This window comes from Delftia sp. HK171 (assembly GCF_001886655.1).
GTDB lineage: Bacteria > Pseudomonadota > Gammaproteobacteria > Burkholderiales > Burkholderiaceae_C > Comamonas > Comamonas acidovorans.
In genome coordinates this window covers 696,094-714,961 of record NZ_CP018101.1, presented here as the reverse complement: position 1 = coordinate 714,961, position 18,868 = coordinate 696,094, and the positions used below count along the sequence as shown (strand labels likewise).

General features: G+C 68.3%; 16 protein-coding genes. 8 read left to right on the top strand and 8 right to left on the bottom strand.

What is annotated here, in order from left to right; translation table 11 throughout:
- Position 1 precedes the first annotated feature (1 nt).
- Positions 2-1,216, top strand: coding sequence for a DUF1501 domain-containing protein (locus BO996_RS03270; RefSeq protein WP_071953993.1), 1,215 nt, complete (start codon positions 2-4; stop codon positions 1,214-1,216).
- Between the two features lie 8 nt (positions 1,217-1,224).
- Here BO996_RS03270 and sigJ read toward each other — a convergent pair whose 3' ends face one another.
- The 5 genes from sigJ to BO996_RS03245 all read right to left on the bottom strand — a co-directional run bounded on the left by sigJ (position 1,225) and on the right by BO996_RS03245 (position 8,215).
- Positions 1,225-2,166: an RNA polymerase sigma factor SigJ gene (gene sigJ, locus BO996_RS03265; protein WP_034397441.1), complete on the bottom strand. Its 942-nt coding sequence runs from the start codon at positions 2,164-2,166 to the stop codon at positions 1,225-1,227.
- 70 nt (positions 2,167-2,236) lie between these two features.
- On the bottom strand, positions 2,237-2,737 hold the full coding sequence (locus BO996_RS03260) for an NUDIX hydrolase (RefSeq protein WP_012207810.1): 501 nt from the start codon (positions 2,735-2,737) through the stop codon (positions 2,237-2,239).
- A gap of 90 nt (positions 2,738-2,827) precedes the next feature.
- A complete protein-coding gene (locus tag BO996_RS03255) occupies positions 2,828-3,352 on the bottom strand; it encodes a GNAT family N-acetyltransferase (RefSeq protein ID WP_071953992.1) in 525 nt (174 codons plus the stop codon).
- A gap of 94 nt (positions 3,353-3,446) precedes the next feature.
- Positions 3,447-4,448, bottom strand: coding sequence for an HD-GYP domain-containing protein (locus BO996_RS03250; RefSeq protein WP_012207812.1), 1,002 nt, complete (start codon positions 4,446-4,448; stop codon positions 3,447-3,449).
- Entirely contained in the window at positions 4,445-8,215 is a 3,771-nt protein-coding gene (locus BO996_RS03245) for a PAS domain S-box protein (RefSeq protein WP_071953991.1), read from the bottom strand. Before BO996_RS03245 ends, BO996_RS03250 begins: the two co-directional genes overlap by 4 nt.
- A 150-nt stretch (positions 8,216-8,365) precedes the next feature.
- Here BO996_RS03245 and BO996_RS03240 point away from each other — a divergent pair, with 150 nt between their 5' ends.
- Positions 8,366-8,626: a DUF2061 domain-containing protein gene (locus tag BO996_RS03240; protein ID WP_013804781.1), complete on the top strand. Its 261-nt coding sequence runs from the start codon at positions 8,366-8,368 to the stop codon at positions 8,624-8,626.
- Positions 8,627-9,053: 427 nt separating this feature from the next.
- Here the strand turns inward: BO996_RS03240 and BO996_RS03235 are convergent, their stop codons facing one another.
- Positions 9,054-10,022: a LysR family transcriptional regulator gene (locus BO996_RS03235; protein WP_071953990.1), complete on the bottom strand. Its 969-nt coding sequence runs from the start codon at positions 10,020-10,022 to the stop codon at positions 9,054-9,056.
- Between the two features lie 245 nt (positions 10,023-10,267).
- Here BO996_RS03235 and BO996_RS03230 point away from each other — a divergent pair, with 245 nt between their 5' ends.
- The gene (locus BO996_RS03230; protein ID WP_013804783.1) at positions 10,268-11,626 is read left to right on the top strand and encodes an aspartate aminotransferase family protein; all 1,359 of its coding nucleotides are present in this window, start codon (positions 10,268-10,270) and stop codon (positions 11,624-11,626) included.
- An 80-nt stretch (positions 11,627-11,706) separates the two neighbouring features.
- On the opposite strand, the gene BO996_RS03225 is transcribed toward BO996_RS03230, so the two are convergent.
- Both BO996_RS03225 and BO996_RS03220 read right to left on the bottom strand, forming a co-directional pair.
- Entirely contained in the window at positions 11,707-12,723 is a 1,017-nt protein-coding gene (locus BO996_RS03225; RefSeq protein WP_012207818.1) for a Bug family tripartite tricarboxylate transporter substrate binding protein, read from the bottom strand.
- Between the two features lie 113 nt (positions 12,724-12,836).
- Positions 12,837-13,853 (bottom strand): FadR/GntR family transcriptional regulator, encoded by a 1,017-nt coding sequence (locus BO996_RS03220; RefSeq protein WP_071953989.1) that lies wholly within the window; start codon positions 13,851-13,853, stop codon positions 12,837-12,839.
- A 244-nt stretch (positions 13,854-14,097) separates the two neighbouring features.
- On the opposite strand from BO996_RS03220, the gene BO996_RS03215 reads away from it, so the two are divergent.
- The 5 genes from BO996_RS03215 (at position 14,098) to BO996_RS03195 (ending at position 18,844) form a co-directional block, all read left to right on the top strand.
- Positions 14,098-15,303 (top strand): ABC transporter substrate-binding protein, encoded by a 1,206-nt coding sequence (locus BO996_RS03215; protein WP_071953988.1) that lies wholly within the window; start codon positions 14,098-14,100, stop codon positions 15,301-15,303.
- A 199-nt stretch (positions 15,304-15,502) separates the two neighbouring features.
- Complete coding sequence (locus BO996_RS03210; protein ID WP_012207821.1) at positions 15,503-16,363, top strand: branched-chain amino acid ABC transporter permease; 861 nt, start codon at positions 15,503-15,505, stop codon at positions 16,361-16,363.
- A gap of 5 nt (positions 16,364-16,368) precedes the next feature.
- A complete protein-coding gene (locus BO996_RS03205; RefSeq protein WP_013804787.1) occupies positions 16,369-17,361 on the top strand; it encodes a branched-chain amino acid ABC transporter permease in 993 nt (330 codons plus the stop codon).
- Complete coding sequence (locus BO996_RS03200) at positions 17,358-18,137, top strand: ABC transporter ATP-binding protein (RefSeq protein ID WP_071953987.1); 780 nt, start codon at positions 17,358-17,360, stop codon at positions 18,135-18,137. The genes BO996_RS03205 and BO996_RS03200 overlap by 4 nt, the downstream gene beginning before the upstream one ends.
- A complete protein-coding gene (locus BO996_RS03195; RefSeq protein ID WP_071953986.1) occupies positions 18,134-18,844 on the top strand; it encodes an ABC transporter ATP-binding protein in 711 nt (236 codons plus the stop codon). The genes BO996_RS03200 and BO996_RS03195 overlap by 4 nt, the downstream gene beginning before the upstream one ends.
- Positions 18,845-18,868: the final 24 nt, after the last annotated feature.

Sequence of the window (18,868 nt, the reverse complement as noted above, 5' to 3'; positions counted from 1 at the left end):
CATGCAGCGACGCCACTTTCTGTCCCTGGCCTCCACCCTGCCCTTTGCCGCCCACCTGGGCCGGCTGCAGGCCGCCACGCCCCGGCCAGCCACGCCGCGCCTGCTGCTGGTGTTCCTGCGCGGCGCCTATGACAGCAGCAATCTGCTCGTGCCCACGCACAGCGACTTCTACTACGAGGCCCGCCCCAGCATCGCCATTGCCCGGCCCGGCGAGGCCCGGGGCGCCCTGGCGCTGGACGACCGCTGGGGCCTGCACCCGGTGCTGCAGGACAGCATCCACCCGCTGTTCCAGGCAGGCCAGGCCTGCTTTGTGCCCTTTGCGGGCACGCACGACCTGTCGCGCAGCCATTTCGAGACGCAGGACTCCATCGAGCTGGGCCAGGGCCTGGACGGGCGCCGCAGCTACCAGTCGGGCTTTCTGAACCGGCTGGCCCAGGTGCTGGGACAGGATGGCCGCACGGCGGTATCGCCCATGGCCTTCACGCCCCAGCTTCCGCTGCTGCTGCGCGGCAGCCTGCCGGCCGCCAACATGGCGCTGGCATCCGTGGGCAAGGGCGGCCTGGACGATCGCCGCAGCCAGGCCATTGCCGCCATGTACGCGGGCACTGCCCTGGGCCCGACCGTGCAGGAGGGCTTTGCGGTGCGTGATGCCGTGCAGCGCAGCGTGCAGGAGGAAATGGACCAGGCCGGGCGCAATGCCATCAGCGCACGCGGCTTTGCCCTGGTGGCGCAGCGCATGGCGGCCCTGATGCGCGAGCGCTTCGACCTGGGCTTCGTCGATGTGGGCGGCTGGGATACGCACGTGGCCCAGGGCGGCGCCACGGGCGCGCTGGCCGGGCGGCTGGACGAGCTGGGCCGGGGCCTGGCCGGCTTTGCCCAGGAGATCGGCCCCGAGGCCTGGCGGCATACGGTGGTGGTGGTGATCAGCGAGTTCGGCCGCACCTTCCGCGAGAACGGCAACAAGGGCACGGACCACGGCCACGGCACGACCTACTGGCTGCTGGGCGGCGGGCTGTCCTCGCATGCGGGCGGGCGCATCGTGGGCGAGCAGGTCGAGGTCAACCAGAAAAACCTGTTCCAGAACCGCGACCACCCCGTGCTCAACGAGTACCGCGCCGTGCTGGGCGGCCTGTTCCAGCGCATGTATGGATTGAGCCCGGCCCAGCTGCAGCGCGTGTTCGAGGGCGTCACGCCCCGCGATCTTCAGTTCATCTGACCCTCTGACTACGCTGCAGGGCCTGCCGGGAACGGCAGTGGCGCCGGCACGGCCACGCCGGCCAGCTTGTCGGGGTTGCGCAGCGTGTAGATGCAGCGGATCAGGCCGTCCTCGACCAGCAGCGTCTGCACGGACTCCAGTTCGCCGTCGATGCAGCGCAGCAGGCCCGGCAGGCCGTTGACGCGCGCCAGATGCAGGCTCTGTTGCTGGCCGTTGCGCCGCATGCGGCGCGTGGTGGCGAAGTACAGCAGGGCCAGGCGCCGGCCCGTCTCCAGCACGCGGCCAAACGAGGGCACCTTGCCGCCGCCGTCGCTGATGAGCTCGGCATCGGGCGCGAACAGCGCCTGGATCTGCGCGAAGTTCCCGCCCTGCACGGCCTGCGCAAAGCGCTGCAGCAGCGCGGCATGGGCCTCGGGCGGCGCCGCAAAGCGCGGGCGGCCGGCCTGTACATGGCTGCGGGCGCGGTGCACGAGCTGGCGGCAGGCGGCCTCGCTGCGGCCCAGGGCCTGGGCCACCTCGGCATAGTCGGCATCGAAGATCTCGCGCAGCAGGAAGGCCGCACGTTCGTCGGGGGTGAGCTGCTCCAGCACGAACATCAGGGCCGTGGACACGTCGTGGGCCCGCTCCAGCAGGTCTTCGGCCGAGGGCGCGGCCTCCTCGGCCCAGGGCTGGACCAGGGGCTCGGGCAGCCAGAAGCCCTGGTAGTGCTCGCGCTCGGCGCGCAGGCGGCGCAGCCGGTCTATGGCCAGGCGCGTGGTCACGGAGACCAGCCAGGCCTCGGGCTGCTCTATGCCGGCGCGCTCGGCGCCATGCCAGCGCAGCCAGGCTTCCTGGACCAGGTCTTCGGCATCGGCGCGCTGGCCCAGCATGCGGTAGGCCAGGCCGAACAGGCGCGGGCGGTGGCGCTCAAACAGCGCCAGGGGATCGTCAGGGGCGGAGGAGGTCTGCATGCCATCAAGACGCGGGAGCGTGGCGTTTTGTGACAGACAGGGCCGGCATGGTGCTCGGTGCCTTGGTGACTCAGTGGGGCTGCGGAGCCTGCATCACGCTGGGATCGGTATGGATCAGCTCCAGCGGATAGCGGCGGCCGGCCAGGTAGTCCTCGATGCTTTGCATCACCAGCGGGCTGCGGTGCTGGGCTGCGCAGGCCTTGAGTTCGTCCAGCGTCATCCAGACCGTGCGCAGGATGCCGTCGTCCAGCGGCTGGCCGGGCCGGAAGTCGCCCAGCTCGCCCGTGAACGCAAAGCGCAGATAGGTGATGTCCGAACCCGTGCGCGTACGCACGAAGCGGTTCAGGTAAATGCCGACCAGGGCCGTGGGCACGAAGTCGTGCGCGGTTTCCTCATCGACCTCGCGCACGCAGGCGGCGATGGGCGACTCGGCCGGGTCGAGATGGCCTGCGGGCGTGTTGTAGCGCACGCCATCGGCCGTGTCTTCTTCCACCAGCAGAAAACGGCCATCGCGCTCAATGATGGCCGCCACAGTGACATTGGGTTTCCAGCGATCGGGCATGGCGCGCATTATGACCAGAGGCGGCCAGCACGTCCCCGACCAAAACCCCATCAACACGCCCTCAACACGCCCTGCCGGCCACCCACGCGACACCGCGCCCTACAGCGGCCGGACCATGTACAGCGCACCATCGCCATAGCTGTCCAGGCGCTGCTGCTGCAGCGGGTTCACCAGCGCCTGCACGGCATAGCCATGGCGCTCCCAGTAGCCGCGTGAGCCCTGCACCGAGACCAGGGCCGTGTGGCGCAGGCCCTCGGCACGCGCCCTGTCCCACAGCGGCGCCAGCAGCGCACGCGCCAGGCCCTGGCCTGCAGCGTCGGGGTGCACGGCCATGTCGTGCAGGTAGAGGGTGTCGGCCTGCTCCACGGCTTCGAAGTCACCGTGCAGCGGGGTGATCTTGGCCATCCGGCTGCGGTAGGCCGCGAGGTAGGCGCGCACCCGGCCGCCCTGCTCCAGCGCCAGCGAGCAGTTCGCCGCGCTGGCCAGGCGCCGCGCAAAGACCTCGCCGCTCTCGGCATAGTCCGCGCCATAGCAGGCCAGCTGGATGTGCAGCAGATCGGACAGGTCGGCAGCAGTCAGTGCGCGGACATGGAAGCGGCCAGCGAGGGACGGGGGAGAAGACATGGACAGGTCATTTGAGCGCCGATGGCAGGCCCGCCAGGGTAAGCGATGGCCCATGCCCCAGCATGCCCTGCCGGAATCGGTGCTGCCGGTGCAGTCAATCCTTCCAGCGCTCGCGTATGTCTTCCAGCTGCGGGCGCAGGCCGATGAACAGCGGCACCAGGCGCGGGTCGAAGTGGGCGCCGGCCTGCTGCTCTATGTGCTCCATGGCGTCGTCCACGGTCCAGGCGTGCTTGTAGGGGCGCTCCGTGGTGAGGGCATCGAACACGTCGGCCACGGCCACGATGCGCGAGGCCAGCGGAATGTCCTCGCCGGCCAGGCCCTGCGGGTAGCCCGTGCCGTCCCATTTCTCGTGATGGGTCAGCGCAATGCTGTAGGCCATCTGCAGCACCTGGGAATCGTGCTCGCCGATGATCTCGGCGCCGATCTGCGGATGGCGGCGCATGACCGTCCATTCCTCGGCCGTCAGCGGGCCGTTCTTGAGCAGGATGGCGTCGGGGATGCCGATCTTGCCCACGTCGTGCATGGGCGCGGCGTTGAGCAGGTCGTCCGCCCACTCGTCGGTGCAGCCGGCCGCCAGCGCCAACGTCTTTGCGTAGTGGCTCATGCGGATCACGTGCATGCCGGTTTCGTTGTCGCGGTACTCGGCCGCGCGGCCCAGGCGCTGCACGATCTGCAGCCGCGTGCTGCGCAGCTCGTCGAGCTTGACCAGCGACAGGTGGTTGCGCACCCGCGCGCGCACCACCGGCGCACGCACGGGCTTGACGATGTAGTCCACCGCGCCGGAGGCAAAGCCCAGCGCCTCGTCCTGCCCGTCCGACAGGGCCGTGATGAAGATCACCGGGATGCGGGCGGTGTCGGCCTGTGCCTTGAGCTGTCGGCACACGGCGTAGCCATCGAGCTCGGGCATCATGATGTCCAGCAGGATCAGGTCCGGCTGGTGCTGTGCCAGCTGCAGTGCCTTGCGCCCGTCCGTGGCGAACGAGAGCCGGTAGTCCTCGCCCAGGATCTGGCGCAGCACATGCAGGTTGGTCGGGTCGTCATCGACCAGCAGCAGGCGCGGGCGCTTGTCCGTTGCCAGTAGATTGGGCGCATTCATGCTCTGTCTCCATCGATCGAGGGCAGTTGCTGCTGCAGCTGCTGGGCGCATTCCTGCGCACGCTCGAAGTCGAAATTATCCAGTGCCTGCTGCAGTGGTTGCAGCTGTTCGGCCGTCAGCATGCGCACCAGGGCCTGCATGGCCTGCCCGTCCAGCTCCCCGCTTTGCAATGCGGCAACGATGCGCTCCAGCCAGGGCCGGGCATCGGCCGGCAGGCAGGACGCGCCGCCCTGCGGCCCGGCATCGGCCACGGGCGGCGCCGGTGCCGTGCCGCCGGGCAGCGCCTGGCCCGCGACCTCGGCCACCGGCATGGCGGCCGGATGGCGCTGGCGCAGCTCCTGCGTCACGGCATCCAGCGCCTGCTGCAACTGGTCGATGAGGGCAAGCAGCTGGGGTTGCGGGGCGCCATCCTGCGCATGGCCTTCCAGGCGCGATGCCAGGCGGTATACGGCCTGCAGCCCCAGGTTGCCTGCCGCGCCGCGCACGCGGTGCGCCAGGCCCACCAGGGCCTCGGTCCCCGGGCGCTGCAGGGCGCGGCGCAGGCGATCGGCCAGATCAAGCTGCTCGTTCAGAAAGCGCCGAATGGCAGCCACCAGCGGGTCGACCCGGCCCCACAGCGCAATGCCCGAGGCCCAGTCCACCGTGACATCGGGCAGCCCCGCCTGGGCACTGGCGGGCGCGGGCGGCCTGGCCTCCTTGAGCGCCACCTGCAGCGACAGCAGCCGCGCGATCTCGGCCTGCAGCCGCGCCATGTCCAGCGGTTTGGAGGCAAAGCCGTCCATGCCGGCGGCGCTGGCGTCGCTGCGGTCCTTCTCCAGCACGCTGGCCGACAGCGCGACGATGGGCACGGGCCGGCGCTGCAGTTGCCGCTCCCAGACGCGGATGGCACGCGCCGCCGCCAGGCCGTCCATGCCCGGCATCTGCAGGTCCATCAGCACCACGTCGAAGGGCGGCTCCTGCGCCTGCACGCAGCGCAGCGCCTCGGCGCCGTCATGCGCCAGCGCCATCTGGTGGTTCTGGCTGGAGAAGTTGATCTGCAGCAGCTCCAGGTTCTCGGGCACATCGTCCACGGCCAGGATGTGCAGCGGCGGCAGGCCGCGGCTGGCCGCGCCGCGCTCGGACAGCGGACTCTCGCCGACCGGCAGGGGCAGGCGCACCTCGAACACCGTGCCCACGCCCACGGTGCTGTGCAGCTGGATGCTGCCGCCCATGAGCTCGGCCAGCTGGCGCGAGATGGTCGTGCCCAGGCCCGTGCCGCCAAAGCGCCGCGTGGTCGAGGCATCGGCCTGGGCGAAGGGGTCGAAGATGCGGTGGATCTTCTCGGGCGCGATGCCGATGCCCGTGTCATGCACATCGAGCTGCAGCACGCCCTGCTCGTAGCGCACGCGCAGCAGCACATGGCCACGCTCGGTGAACTTCACGGCATTGCCCAGCAGGTTCACCAGGATCTGCTGCACGCGCATGCCGTCGCCACGCAGGGCCGCCGGTGTGTGCGGGTCGTAGTCCAGGCGCAGGTCCAGGCCCTTGCGGTCGGCCGTGATGCGCAGCGACGCCAGGATCTGCTGGCACAGCTCGCGCACCGAGAAATCCTCGATCTCCAGCTCCACCGCGCCCTTGTCGAGCTTGGCCGTGTCCAGGATGTCATTGAGCAGGCGCAGCATGGAGCGCGCCGCGTAGTGCACCGTGTCCAGGTAGCGCGCCTGCGTGGGCTGCAGGGCGGTTTCGCGCAGCGCCTCGGTGAAGCCGATGATGGCGTTCATGGGCGTGCGGATTTCGTGGCTCATGTTGGCCAGGAAGGTGCTGCGCGCGGCGGCGGCCGCCTCGGCATGCTCCTTGGCCAGCACCAGCTCCTGGGCCAGCTTGCGCTGGGCACTGATGTCGGTGAGCAGCTTGACGATCTTGTAGGGCCGGCCGTCGGCGTCGCGTATGGGGTTGTAGGTGGCCTGCACCCAGATGCGCCGCCCCTCGCGCCCGCAGCGCAGGAATTCGCCGGCCTGGAACTCGCCCTCGGCCAGGCGGCGCCAGAACTGCACATGCTCGGGCGTGTGGGCATAGCCGGGCTCGCAGAACATGCCGTGGTGGCGGCCCGCGACCTCGTCGAGCCGGTAGCCGAACAGGTCCAGGAAATTGCGGTTGGCGCGCAGCACTTGGCCCAGCAGGTCGTACTCGATGGTGGCCAGCGACAGGTCGATGGCGCGCACCGTGCCCTCGAACTCGGCATTGCGCGCGCGCGCCGCCGTCTGGTCCATGATCACGCCGTCGATCCAGGTCAGCTCGTCGTGCTCGTTGAAGACGCCGCGCCCGGTCTCGGACACCCAGCGGGTGCTGCCGTCGCGGTGCAGCAGGCGGTAGTCGGCGTTGTAGGTCTGGCGCCGTGACAGCGAATGCGAGACCGCAGCCTCCAGCCGGTCGCGGTCCTCGGCATGGATGAGCCGGTCCCAGCCCGTGAGTCCGTCCGTGAAGTCCTGCTCCGTCCAGCCGGTCAGCTCCTTGATGGAGCGGCTGAGCAGCAGCGGCGTCCACTTGCCGTCATACAGGCAGCGGAAGGTGGTGCCCGGCACGTTGTTGATCAGGGTGCGGTACTGCTCCTCGCTGCGGCGCAGCGACTGCAGCATCTGGCGGCGCTCGCGGATGTCGGTCACAAAGCCCACGAACAGCGGATCGCCCGCAATCGCCACCCGGCCCACGGCCAGGCGCACGGCGATCTGCGTGCCGTCCTTGTGCAGGGCATGGACATCGCGGCTGGAGCCGAGCAGGCCTGCAAAGCCCGCGGCCAGCTGCTTTTCCAGCGAGCCGCCCTCACCATCGCAGCCCGACGCAGGCATGAGCAGGCTGGCGCTGCGGCCCAGCACCTCCTGCGCCGTCCAGCCCAGCAGCCGCTCGGCCGCGCCGTTGAACGAGACGATGCTGCCGCGCCCGTCGATCATCACGATGCCGTCCACCGCCGTATCCACCACGGCGCGCAGGCGCGACTCGCTGCGCTGGACCTGCCGGTAGATCTGGCGGTAGCGCAGCGTCATGTTGACCGCGAGCACCAGGCCGAAGATCAGCACCACCACGCCCACGATGGAGAACACCAGCAGCGCATGCGTGGGCGCCTGCTGCTGCGCCAGCGCATCGATACCGGGCTTGAGGCGCAGTGCGTACAGGCCCGCATAGTGCATGCAGGAAATGGCCAGGCCCATGACTATGCCGGCCACCAGCGTGGGCCACAGGCGGCCCGTGTTGCCCAGCCGAAAGCGCACCCACAGCGACAGCATGGCCATGGTGGCGGCCACGATCACCGACAGCAGCACGCCCCAGGGGTCGTAGAGCATCAGGCTCCAGGTCTGGGCCGCCGCCATGCCGATGTAGTGCATGGAGCCAATGCCCAGCCCCATGAGCACGCCGCCGCCGACCAGCGCCTGGGCGGACAGCCGGGGCCGCACCATCAGCGTCAGCGCCAGCCAGGACGCCAGCATGCTGGGCAGCATGGACAGCGCGGTAATCCAGGGGTCGTAGTCGCCGAAGGTGCAGGGCACGAAGGCGAGCATGCCGATGAAGTGCATGGCCCAGATGCCGGCGCCCAGGCAGAAGGCGCCGGTCAGCACGCCGGTGCGGCGTATCCGGGGCGAGGCGGCATTGCGCGCCAGCCCCGCGATCTGCATGGCCATCATCGACGTGGCCACGGCCACCCCCACCGACAGCGCCACCAGGCCCGGATGCAGCCACTGGAACCACTGCGGATGGGGTGCCCATCCGAGCACGAAGATCTCGTCCCAATTCATGGCGCTCCCCCTGAATGGCACAGGGCCACGGCACCTGCCTGCCCGCCATCGATAGTCTTCATGTCTTTGATAATCATTTTCGATTGGCCGCAGCTATTGATCACACCTAGCATGGAGTCTCATCACGAGAAAAGCCCCGAGGAAAGCCCCATGACCCGCATCCGCCAGACCCTGCACCACCACCGCCACACGCTGATGAAAACCGCCAGCTACTACGTCATCCACGTCACGGTGGCGGCGGCAGTGGCCTATGCCGTGACCCGCAACCTCTGGGCCGCGCTGACGCTCAGCCTGCTGGAGCCCACTGTCCAGGCCGTGGCCTTCTTCTTCCATGAAAAGCTCTGGGAACGGGGCCTGCGCCGCCGTGCCGATGCCGCCGCCGCGATGGCGCCGCCCACGGCTGCAGCCTGAGCCTGCCGAGAGGACGGAGATGAACATGCCCATGCCCATGCCGGCACCCATGCAGCCCCTTGGCGCAGACTCATTCGGGAAATGGCTGGCCGAGACCCTGGCCAGGATGGTCGATGGCGGCACGGGCTGAAACCCGGCCCTGCCGTGGCGGCAAGAGAGGTGGACATGGCGGCGCATGGTGGCAAGAACCCGGAAAATGCGAAATCGTTGGTATCAAGGCGCTGCTCGTACGGCCCAGGGCCGACACGGAATCCATGCATGCATGTCGGCGCAATCGGGGCGGACTGAAGCCCTGGCACCGGCCACAATGCCAAACATTGTCAAGCGCATACGCTGCAAAAACCTGAGCACAAGCTGTGCAAAAACCTGTGCACATCCTGATATCAAACCTGTGAATTTCCTCTTTCCAAGGCTGTGATGAACCCGTTCATCCATGGTGCACGGACAGCAGGGCGTCAATGAACACCCGGGCCGCACGCCCAGGGGCCACGGCATTGCGCCAGACCGCGAAGAAATCGCACAGATAGAAAAAGCGGTGCGGTGCCACGGCCTGCAGCAGGCCCTGGTCCTGCATGGCCTGTGCATAGTGATCGGGCAGAAAGCCCAGGTAGCGGCCCGATCGCACCAGCATGGCAATGGCCTCCTGGTCAAAACCGGTGGCCTGGCGCTGCAGGCCGGCCTGGTGGCTGAGCGCCATGTTGGGCGACTGGTAGCCCAGGCCTGCGAAGGCATGCGCGCCCAGGCTGCTCCAGTCCAGCGCGCCATGGTCGGCGCCATGCAGCGGATGGCCGGGAGCGCAATACAGCTGCATGCGCTCGCCAAACAGCCGGGCGCTGTCCAGCGCGCCCGAACTGGGTGCCGATGGCAGCACGCCCACCTGCCAGCGCCCCTCCATCAGCCCCCGCTCGATGGCCTGGATGGAGGCCACATGCAGGCGCAGATGCAGCTGCGGCGCCTGGTCGTGCAAAACGCCGATCGCCTCGGGAATGCGCGACTGCGGATTGCCCACGGTCTTGTCGAACAGCGCCACGTCCAGCGTACCGGCCAGCCGGCCATGGATGTCGTCCACCTGGCCCAGGAAGCCTTCCACGCCACCGAGCAGTTGCAAGGTGGCCTCATAGATGCGGTGGCCTTCGGGCGTGAGCGCGAAGCCCGCGCGCCCGCGCCGGCACAGCGTCAGGCCCAGGCGCTCCTCCAGGTCCTTCATATGGCGGCTCAGCGTGGAGCTGCCGATGTTCAGCTCCAGCTCGGCAGCCGACATGCCGCCGCACTCGACCACGGCCTTGAACACGCGCAGCAGGCGCAGGTCCATGTCGCCCAGCTGGCCCAGCGCGGCGCGCGCGCGCCCGTCCCGCGCCGGGCGGCCTGGGGTGCTGTCCATCGAAAAATCCGCCATCGCCCTTCGCCTCCCGGTGCCCGCCTGAACCGGCCACCACTACAGGGGAGCCACTATAGGCGAGCACCAGGGCGGCATCGGCCATGGATTCCCACAATGCGCGCTCTCCGGGCCCGGACCGGCAAGCCCCTGCTCACTTGCAGGAATCCGCAAGTGAACCTCGATATCACGCACTTCGAGAAATCAAAAGGCACGATCACAATGGGCCGGTTCCTTTATTTCTTTCCCGGCCCGAGGAGATCACCATGACCCTGGTTCCCACCGAACAAGGCGCTGCAGCCGCCACGCGCACCGATGCCGCCTGGCTTGACGCCCACTGGATGCCCTTCACCGGCAACCGCGAGTTCAAGGCGCGCCCGCGCATGATCACCAGCGCCCAGGGCGCCTACTACACCGATGCCGACGGCCGCAAGATCTTCGACGGCCTGTCGGGCCTGTGGTGCTCGGGCCTGGGCCATGGCCGCCGCGAGATCGCCGAAGCCATCGGCCGCGCGGCCCAGCAGCTGGACTATGCGCCGGCCTTCCAGTTCGGCCACCCGGCCTCGTTCGCGCTGGCCAACAAGATCAAGGAGCTGACGCCTGCAGGCCTGGACCATGTGTTCTTTACGGGCTCGGGCTCGGAGGCGGCCGACACGGCGCTGAAGATGGCGCGCGCCTACTGGCGCGCCAAGGGCCAGGGCGGCAAGACCCGGCTGATCGGGCGCGAGAAGGGCTACCACGGCGTGAACTTCGGCGGCATCTCCGTCGGCGGCATGGTGGGCAACCGCAAGACCTTCGGCCAGGGCGTGGAGGCCGACCACCTGCCGCACACGCAGCCAGCGCTGGGTTCCTTCCACAAAGGCATGCCCACCACCGATGGCCGCGCGCTGGCCGACCGGCTGCTGGACCTGATCGCCCTGCATGACGCCAGCAACATCGCGGCCGTCATCGTCGAGCCCTTCTCGGGCTCGGCCGGCGTGGTGATTCCGCCGGCCGGCTACCTGCAGCGCCTGCGCGAGATCTGCACGCAGAACAACATCCTGCTGATCTTCGACGAGGTCATCACGGGCTTTGGCCGCTGCGGCGCCATGACGGGGGCCGAGGCCTTCGGCGTCACGCCCGACATCATGAACATCGCCAAGCAGGTGACCAATGGCGCCCAGCCCCTGGGCGCCGTGGTGGCCAGCAAGGAGATCTACGACACCTTCATGGCAGCGGGCGGCCCCGAGTACATGCTGGAGTTCCCGCACGGCTACACCTACTCGGCCCACCCCATTGCCTGCGCAGCAGGCGTGGCCGCGCTGGACCTGCTGCAGCGCGAGGACGGCCCGGGCCGCGTGCGCGCGCTGGCCCCGTTCTTCGAGCAGGCCGTGCACAGCCTCAAGGGAGCAAAGCATGTGGCCGACATCCGCAACTTCGGCCTGGCTGCGGGCTTCACCATCGAGTCGCTGCCCGGCGAGCCGGCCCGCCGTCCCTACGAGATCGCCATGAAGTGCTGGGACAAGGGCTTTTACGTGCGCTACGGCGGCGACACCATCCAGATCGCGCCGCCCTTCATCAGCGAGAAGGCCGAGATCGAGCGGCTGGTCAGCGCCCTGGGCGATGCCCTGACGGAAACGAACTGAGCATCTCCGGCACATGAGAAAAGCCCCTGGGCCGTGAGGCCGCAGGGGCTTTTTTACATGGCAACGGCAAGGCTGCGAAATCAGTCCAGCGTGATGCCCGCGTTCTTGATCACATCGCGCCACTTGTCCACTTCCACGCGCAGGAACTGGGCCGAGGCATCGGGCTTGAGGCCCGAGGGCAGCACGCCCATGGCGTCCAGCTTTTCCTTGACCTCGGGCGCGGGCAGGGCCTTGGCGATCTCGGCGTAGAGCCTGTCCACGATGGGCTTGGGCGTGCCTGCGGGCACGGCCGCGAGGAACCAGGCATCGGCCGTGAAGTCCTTGAGGCCGGCCTCGGACATGGTGGGCACGTCGGGCATGGACTGCAGACGCTCGTTGTGGGCCACGGCCAGGGCGCGCACCTTGCCGGCCTTGAGCTGCGCGGCAATCGTCACGGCCGTGAGAAAGCCGAAGTCGGTCTCACCGGCGGCCAGCGACACCACGGAAGGCGCGCTGCCCTTGTAGGGCACGTGGCCGATCTTGACCTTGGCCTGCATGGCATACAGCTCGGCGCCCAGGTGGTTGGGGCCGCCCGTGCCCGACGAGGGGTAGTTGAGCTTGCCGGGCTGGGCCTGGGCCGCCGCCGTCAGCTCCTTGAGCGAGTGGAACGGGCTTTGCGCGCCCACGGTGAGCACCAGCGGGCTGCGTGCCACCAGGCTGATGGGCGCGAAGTCGCGCAGCGGGTCATAGGGCAGCTTGGTGTACAGGCCCTTGGCCATGGCCATGCAGCCCACATCGCCCAGCACCACGGTGTAGCCGTCGGCCGGCGCCTTGGCCACCAGGTCGCAGCCGATGGTGCCGTTGGCGCCGGGCTTGTTGTCCACCACCACCGTGGTGTGCATGCTCTCGCCCATCTTTTGCGCCAGCAGGCGGCCCAGGATGTCGGTGGAGCCGCCAGGCGCAAAGGGCACGACCAGGCGAATGGTCTTGGACGGATAGCTGCCTGCGCCCTGGGCATGGGCGAAGGGCGCCGCCAGCGTGGCCGCCAGCGCCAGGCCGCCGGCCAGGGCGCGCCACAGGGCAGGGGTACGGGAAGATGCGAAAGGGGTTTGTCTCATGCTGTTGTCTCGTGAGGGGGTGGAATGCGTGAAGGCCGAGCGCGCGGCAGCATACCAGCAGCGGGCGGCGCGAAACGCGTGGCGCGGGCCGGCAATGACCGGCGCGGGACAGTTCAGGAGGCCGCGCGCTTGCGTGCGGCGGCGGGACGCGCCGACGGTGACTTGGCGGGTGCCTTCGGAGCCGCCTTTGCGGTGGTCTTCGCGACGGCTTTTGCGGCGGTCTTCGCGGCCGGCCTTGCCGTTGTTGTTGGCGCTGCTTTTGCTGCCGGTTTCGGTGCCTTTTTTGGTGCAGTCCTCGGCACTGCCATCGCAGGCTTTTCCACCGGCTGCACGGCGCGTTGCGGACGCGGGCTGCGCAGGCTGTCGGCATCCAGGATGAGCCGCCCCTGGATGCGGCCCTTCATGCGCTTGACGCTGCTGGCCGCATCCCGCATGTGCTGCTGCATCAGTGCATGCACCTTCACGGCATCGCGTTCGCGTGCGGCCTGCACGATGTCGCGGTGGATCCGGGCATTGGCCTCGCCAAAGCGCCGGTGCTCGGACTGGGGCGTGCGGTTGGCGAAGACGATGAGCTGGCGAATCATCTCGTTGATGAGCTCGCAGGTGAAGCGCAGGAAGGGGTTGGGATTGGCTGCGGCAAGGATGTCGTGGAAGTTCACGTCCTCGCGCCGCTGGCTGACCAGGTCCTCGCTGCTTTGCGTGGGGTCGCAGCAGGCGATGCTGTGCTCCAGCGCGTCGAAATCCGCCTCGGTCAGATGGGGCACGGCGCCTGCCGCCAGCTCGGGCTCCAGCATCTGACGCACCGTGTAGATGTCGTCGATGGTCACCTCCTGGAAGAACAGGTAGTTCTGCATGAACTGCAGCGTGCGGTCCAGCGGCACCTCGACGACCGTGCCACCGCCCGAAGGGCCGGTGGAGATGGTGATCAGCCCCTGCACTTCCAGCGATTTGAGGGCCTCGCGGATCGTGCCCTTGCTGACCTGGAACTGTGCCTGCAGCTCGCTTTCGCGCGGCAGGCGGTCGCCGGGGCTGAGGTTCTTTTCGGTGATCAGGCGCTTGATCTCCTGGGCCACGAGATCCGGGCGCTTGAGCTGCCGGATGGCCAGGGAGGGCGACTTGGGTGTATCCATTGTTGTGTTCTCCGGAAGGGCACCGGATCGTGTCCGCGCCCAATCTGCATGCGGGTTTGGTGCAGTATGCACCGCCATGGCGCGTGGCCGTGCCCGCCTAGGGTTAGCACGCGCCCTATTTCTTCTATTTATCACTATAAATATGAATCAAGGAGCCTGCACGCACCCATTTCGACTGGCATGCAACTTGCTCTGAAAAGCGTACCCGGGCCGCAGCGCCTTCAGTCCCCACCACGGAGATCCCATGCAACGTCGTCACCTCCTGCAACTCTCGGCACTGGGCGCATTGCCCGCATCGCTGGGCCTGGGCCGCAGCGTCTGGGCGCAGTCCAAGGACAGCATCCAGTTCGCCTGCCCCGTGCCCATGTCGGGCGCCTTCGCGGCCAACGGAAAGTATGCGGACCTGGGCATGAAGCTGGCCATCGAGCAGTACGGCAAGGCGCTGGGCCGGCCGCTGGCCTACACCGTGCTGGACACCGAGGGCAAGCCCGCCACGGCCGTGCGCAAGCTGCAGGAGTCTTCGCAGCAGCAGGGCACGCGCTTCTTCGCAGGCGGCATCCTGTCGTCGGAGGCGCTGGCCATGGGCAAGGAGGCCGAGAAGACCGGCGGCATCTTCATCACCACCGCAGGCGCCGACGAGATCACGGGCAAGGACTGCAACAGCGCCACCTTCCGCTGGTCGGCACCCACCTTCGGCGCCATCGAGCAGACCGTGCGCCCCCTGGTCGAATCCCTGCCCAAGGCCAAGCGCTGGTACACCATCACGCCGCAGTACGTGTTCGGCGACGGCCTGCTGACGGCGGCCAAGAACATCTTCAAGGAAAAGGGCATCGAGCATGTGGGCAACAGCTACCACTCGCTGACCGAAAAGGAGTTCAGCGGCTACCTGACCAACGCCGTGGCCGCCAAGCCCGACGTGCTGCTGCTGCTGAACTTCGGCGCCCAGTCCTCGGACACGCTGCGCCAGGCCATCAGCTTCGGCATGAACAAGAACATGACCATCCTGATCGCCTGGGCCTCGGGGCTGGAGCAGTTCGAATCGCTGGGCGCCGACCTGTGCGACGGCGTGTACTTCGGCGCCCAGTACTGGCACACGGTGGACACGCCGCTCAACCGCGATCTGGTGCAGCGCTGCAACGACAAGTTCAAGGCCAATCCCAACTACAGCCTGGCCGGCCACTACATCTGCACCAAGCTGATGATCGACGCCATCATCAAGGCCGGCACGGCCGACCCCAAGGCCGTGGTCGCCGCGCTGGAAGGCATGAAGTACCAGGGCCTGACGGGCGAGGAAGAGGTGCGCAAGGCCGACCACCAGGTGCTCAAGAGCTACTACCTGCTCAAGGGCAAGGCCAAGTCCAAGATGAAGAACAAGGACGACTACGTGGATGTGGTCAGCTCAGGCAAGTCCTTCCTGCCCGTAGATCAGACCGGCTGCAAGCTGGTTTGAGATGGAAGGCACCCCCTGAGGCGCTGCGCGCCTTCCCCCTCTCCTTCGGGAGGGGGACGACACCCTCGCGGCGGGGCGGCCCTTGCTCGGTGTCCCCGAGTTGGGCCATGCCGGTTCAAGGGCTCAGCCCTGTGTCGCACGGGGTTCAAACCATCGCGCATTCCGCGCCGCCTCCTTCGTCCATCGTTTCGGACCCTGTATGAGCATCTATCTGCTTCAGACCATCAACGGGATCGGCATAGGCATGCTGTATTTCCTGTTGGCCGTGGGCCTGTCCATTGTTTTCGGCCTGCTGCGTTTCGTGAATTTCGCGCACGGTGCCTTCTACCTGCTGGGCGCCTATTTCTGCTATCAGATGACGCGCTGGGGCATGAGCTTCTGGCTGTCCCTGGTCGTGGTGCCGCTGGCCGTTGGCGCGCTGGGCTGGCTGGTGGAAAAGCTCATGCTGCGCCATGTGTATGCCAAGGCGCATGAGTTCCACATCATCGTCACCGTGGGCCTGGCCCTGGTGGTGCAGGAGCTGGTGATCGTGCAATGGGGCCCGCTGGGCGACAGCGTGGCCGTGCCCGATCTGCTGCAGGGCGTGGTGATGTGGGGCAGCTTCGTCTATCCCAAGTACCGGCTGTTCGTGATCGGCTTCACCGCCGTGCTGGCCGTGCTGCTGTGGTGGCTGCTGGAGGGCACGCGGCTGGGCAGCGCGGTGCGCGCGGGCAGCGAATCGACCGAGATGGTGTCCCTGCTGGGCGTGAACGTGCTGCGCATCTTCAGCCTGGTGTTCGCGCTGGGCGCGGCCACGGCGGCGCTGGCCGGCGTGCTGGCCGCGCCCATACGCGGCGCCGAGCCCTTCATGGGCGTGGAGGCGCTGGGCGTGGCGTTCGTGATCGTGGTCGTGGGCGGGCTGGGCAGCTTCGGCGGCGCCCTGGTCGGCGGCCTGCTGATCGGCATCGTGCAAAGCGTGATGAGCACGCTGTGGCCCGAGGGCGCGCGCCTGATGATCTACGTGGCCATGGCCGCGGTGCTGCTGCTGCGACCCCATGGCCTGCTGGGCCGCAAAGGATGAAGACCATGACCAGGCATTCCCATCTCCTTCTCGCGCTGGCCATCGTGGTCGCCATGCCGCTGTGCATGCAGTCGGGCTCGCTGGCCAGCGAGGTGCTGATCTTCGGCCTCGCGGCCATGGGCTGCAATCTGCTGCTGGGCTACACGGGGCTGCTGTCCTTCGGGCAGGGCATCTTCTTCGGCCTGGGCAGCTACACCATCGCCCTGCTGCTGACGCGCTGGCCCCTGCCCATGCCGCTGGCCCTGCTGGCCGCCACGGCCATGGGCGCCGTGGGCGCGGCCATCGTCGGCTGGGTGGCCATACGCCAGCGCGGCACCTACTTCGTGATGCTCACCCTGGCGTTTGCGCAGATGTTCTATTTTCTGGCCTACTCGGCCACGGACATCACCGGCGGCGACAACGGCCTGCTCGATGTGCCCCGCCCCGCCCTCGCGGTGGCCGGCCAGACGCTGTGGCCGCTGGCCACGCCCTGGCAGTACTACGGCTTTGTGGCCGTGCTCTTTCTGGTGGTGTTCTGGCTGCTGCGCCGCGTCTGCGACTCCATGTTCGGCCGCACCCTGCTGGCCGTGCGCGACAACGAGGAGCGCGCCGCCGCCGTGGGCTACGACCTGAGGCTGCTGAAGCTGCAGGCCTTCGTGATCTCGGGCGCGGTCACGGGCCTGGCCGGCGCGCTGCACGCCATGATGACGGGCATCGCCCCGCTGTCCAACGCCGAGTACCACACCAGCGAAATGATCCTGGTGATGACCGTGATCGGTGGCACGGGCAACCTGCTGGCCTCGGTGCTGGGCGCGGCCTTCTATGTGCTGCTGGGCGACTGGCTGTCCACCCTGTGGCCACGCTGGCTGCTGCTGCTGGGCGTGGTGCTGATGATCGTGAGCCTGGGCCTGCAGCGCGGCCTGTGGGGCCTGGGCGAGAGCCTGTGGGCCCTGGTGCGCCGCAAAGGGCCGGCAGATGCCGAGACGGCCGCTGCAGAAACCAAAGGAGGCCAGGCATGAGCGCCGCAGCATCTCCCATCCTGCTCGAAGCCGTGGGCGTCGAGAAACGCTATGACAAGTTCGTCGCCCTGGGCGGCGTGGACCTCACGGTCCGCGCCCACACCGTGCACTCGGTGATCGGCCCCAACGGCGCGGGCAAGACCACGCTGTTCCACATGCTTACGGGCACCAAGAGCGTGAGCGGCGGGCGCATCGTCTTCGACGGCCACGACGTGACGCGCGAGCCCGACCACCGCCGCGTGCGCCGTGGCATGGCACGGTCCTTTCAGGTCACCAGCCTGTTCCTGACCCTGCCCGTGCGCGAGAACCTGCGCCTGGCCGCGCAGGGCGTGGCGCCCGCCAGGGCCCTGGACTGCTGGAACGCGCCCGTGGGTGCTCGCGCCCTGGCCGATACCGTGGCCAGCGTGCTGTCGCGCCTGGGCCTGGAGCGCCACGCGGACACGCCGGCCGGCAACCTCTCGCACGGCCAGCAGCGGCGGCTGGAGGTGGGCATGGCCCTGGCCGCCCGACCCAAGGCCATCTTCCTGGACGAGCCGACCTCGGGCATGGGCATCGACGACCTGGACGAGATGAAGCGCCTGATCCAGGGCCTCAGGGACGAGCACACCGTGGTCCTCATCGAGCACAACATGAACATCGTCATGGACATCTCCGACACCATCACCGTCATGCAGCAAGGCCGCGTGCTGGCCGAAGGACTGCCCCACGAGATCCGCGCCGACGAGCGCGTGCGCAGCGCCTATCTGGGCAACATGATCACGGGAGGAAAGGCATGAGCGGTCCCCTGCTTTCGGTCGAGGGCATACACGCCCACTACGGCAAGAGCCATGTGCTGCAGGGCGTGTCGCTGCAAGTGCAGGACGGCGAACTGGTCACGCTGCTGGGCCGCAACGGCGCGGGCAAGACCACCACGCTCAAGTCCATCGCGGGGGTGATGCAACCCTCGCAGGGGCAGATCCGCTTCGGCGGTGAACCCGTGCACCGGATGGCCACGCACCAGGTGGCCCAGCGCGGCATCTGCCTGGTGCCAGAGCACCGCGGCATCTTCAAGCTGCTCACGGTGGAGGAGAACCTGCTGCTGGGCCAGCGCAAACGCTCGCCCTGGCAACTGGCCGACATCTACCGCATCTTCCCGCGCCTCAAGGAGCGGCGCGGCAACGGCGGCGGCCAGCTGTCGGGCGGCGAGCAGCAGATGCTGGCCATAGGCCGCGCCCTGATGAACGCGCCGCGCCTGCTCATGCTGGACGAGCCCGTCGAGGGCCTGGCGCCCGTGATCGTGGAGGAGATCGTGGCCCAGCTCAAGACCATCAAGGCCGCTGGCGTGGCGATCTTGCTGGTGGAGCAGAACCTGGAGGTCTGCACCCAGCTGGCCGACCGCCACTACATCATCGAACAGGGTGCGATTGCGCACGAGGCAGGCAATGCCGCTTTCCTGGCCGATGACGCCATCAAGGACCGGTATCTCGGTGTAGGGATCGCCTGATCCACCGCTTTTCGCATTCCCAGG

What these genes read in the sequence shown, in the direction of transcription:
- BO996_RS03200 (WP_071953987.1), top strand. Translation starts at nt 17,358, where the DNA reads ATGAGCGCCGCAGCATCTCCCATCCTGCTCGAAGCCGTGGGCGTCGAG.
- BO996_RS03260 (WP_012207810.1), bottom strand. Translation starts at nt 2,737, where the DNA reads ATGCGCGCCATGCCCGATCGCTGGAAACCCAATGTCACTGTGGCGGCC.
- BO996_RS03210 (WP_012207821.1), top strand. Translation starts at nt 15,503, where the DNA reads ATGAGCATCTATCTGCTTCAGACCATCAACGGGATCGGCATAGGCATG.
- BO996_RS03270 (WP_071953993.1), top strand. Translation starts at nt 2, where the DNA reads ATGCAGCGACGCCACTTTCTGTCCCTGGCCTCCACCCTGCCCTTTGCC.
- BO996_RS03220 (WP_071953989.1), bottom strand. Translation starts at nt 13,853, where the DNA reads ATGGATACACCCAAGTCGCCCTCCCTGGCCATCCGGCAGCTCAAGCGC.
- BO996_RS03195 (WP_071953986.1), top strand. Translation starts at nt 18,134, where the DNA reads ATGAGCGGTCCCCTGCTTTCGGTCGAGGGCATACACGCCCACTACGGC.
- BO996_RS03225 (WP_012207818.1), bottom strand. Translation starts at nt 12,723, where the DNA reads ATGAGACAAACCCCTTTCGCATCTTCCCGTACCCCTGCCCTGTGGCGC.
- BO996_RS03240 (WP_013804781.1), top strand. Translation starts at nt 8,366, where the DNA reads ATGACCCGCATCCGCCAGACCCTGCACCACCACCGCCACACGCTGATG.
- BO996_RS03215 (WP_071953988.1), top strand. Translation starts at nt 14,098, where the DNA reads ATGCAACGTCGTCACCTCCTGCAACTCTCGGCACTGGGCGCATTGCCC.
- BO996_RS03255 (WP_071953992.1), bottom strand. Translation starts at nt 3,352, where the DNA reads ATGTCTTCTCCCCCGTCCCTCGCTGGCCGCTTCCATGTCCGCGCACTG.
- BO996_RS03250 (WP_012207812.1), bottom strand. Translation starts at nt 4,448, where the DNA reads ATGAATGCGCCCAATCTACTGGCAACGGACAAGCGCCCGCGCCTGCTG.
- BO996_RS03245 (WP_071953991.1), bottom strand. Translation starts at nt 8,215, where the DNA reads ATGAATTGGGACGAGATCTTCGTGCTCGGATGGGCACCCCATCCGCAG.
- BO996_RS03235 (WP_071953990.1), bottom strand. Translation starts at nt 10,022, where the DNA reads ATGGCGGATTTTTCGATGGACAGCACCCCAGGCCGCCCGGCGCGGGAC.
- BO996_RS03205 (WP_013804787.1), top strand. Translation starts at nt 16,369, where the DNA reads ATGACCAGGCATTCCCATCTCCTTCTCGCGCTGGCCATCGTGGTCGCC.
- sigJ (WP_034397441.1), bottom strand. Translation starts at nt 2,166, where the DNA reads ATGCAGACCTCCTCCGCCCCTGACGATCCCCTGGCGCTGTTTGAGCGC.
- BO996_RS03230 (WP_013804783.1), top strand. Translation starts at nt 10,268, where the DNA reads ATGACCCTGGTTCCCACCGAACAAGGCGCTGCAGCCGCCACGCGCACC.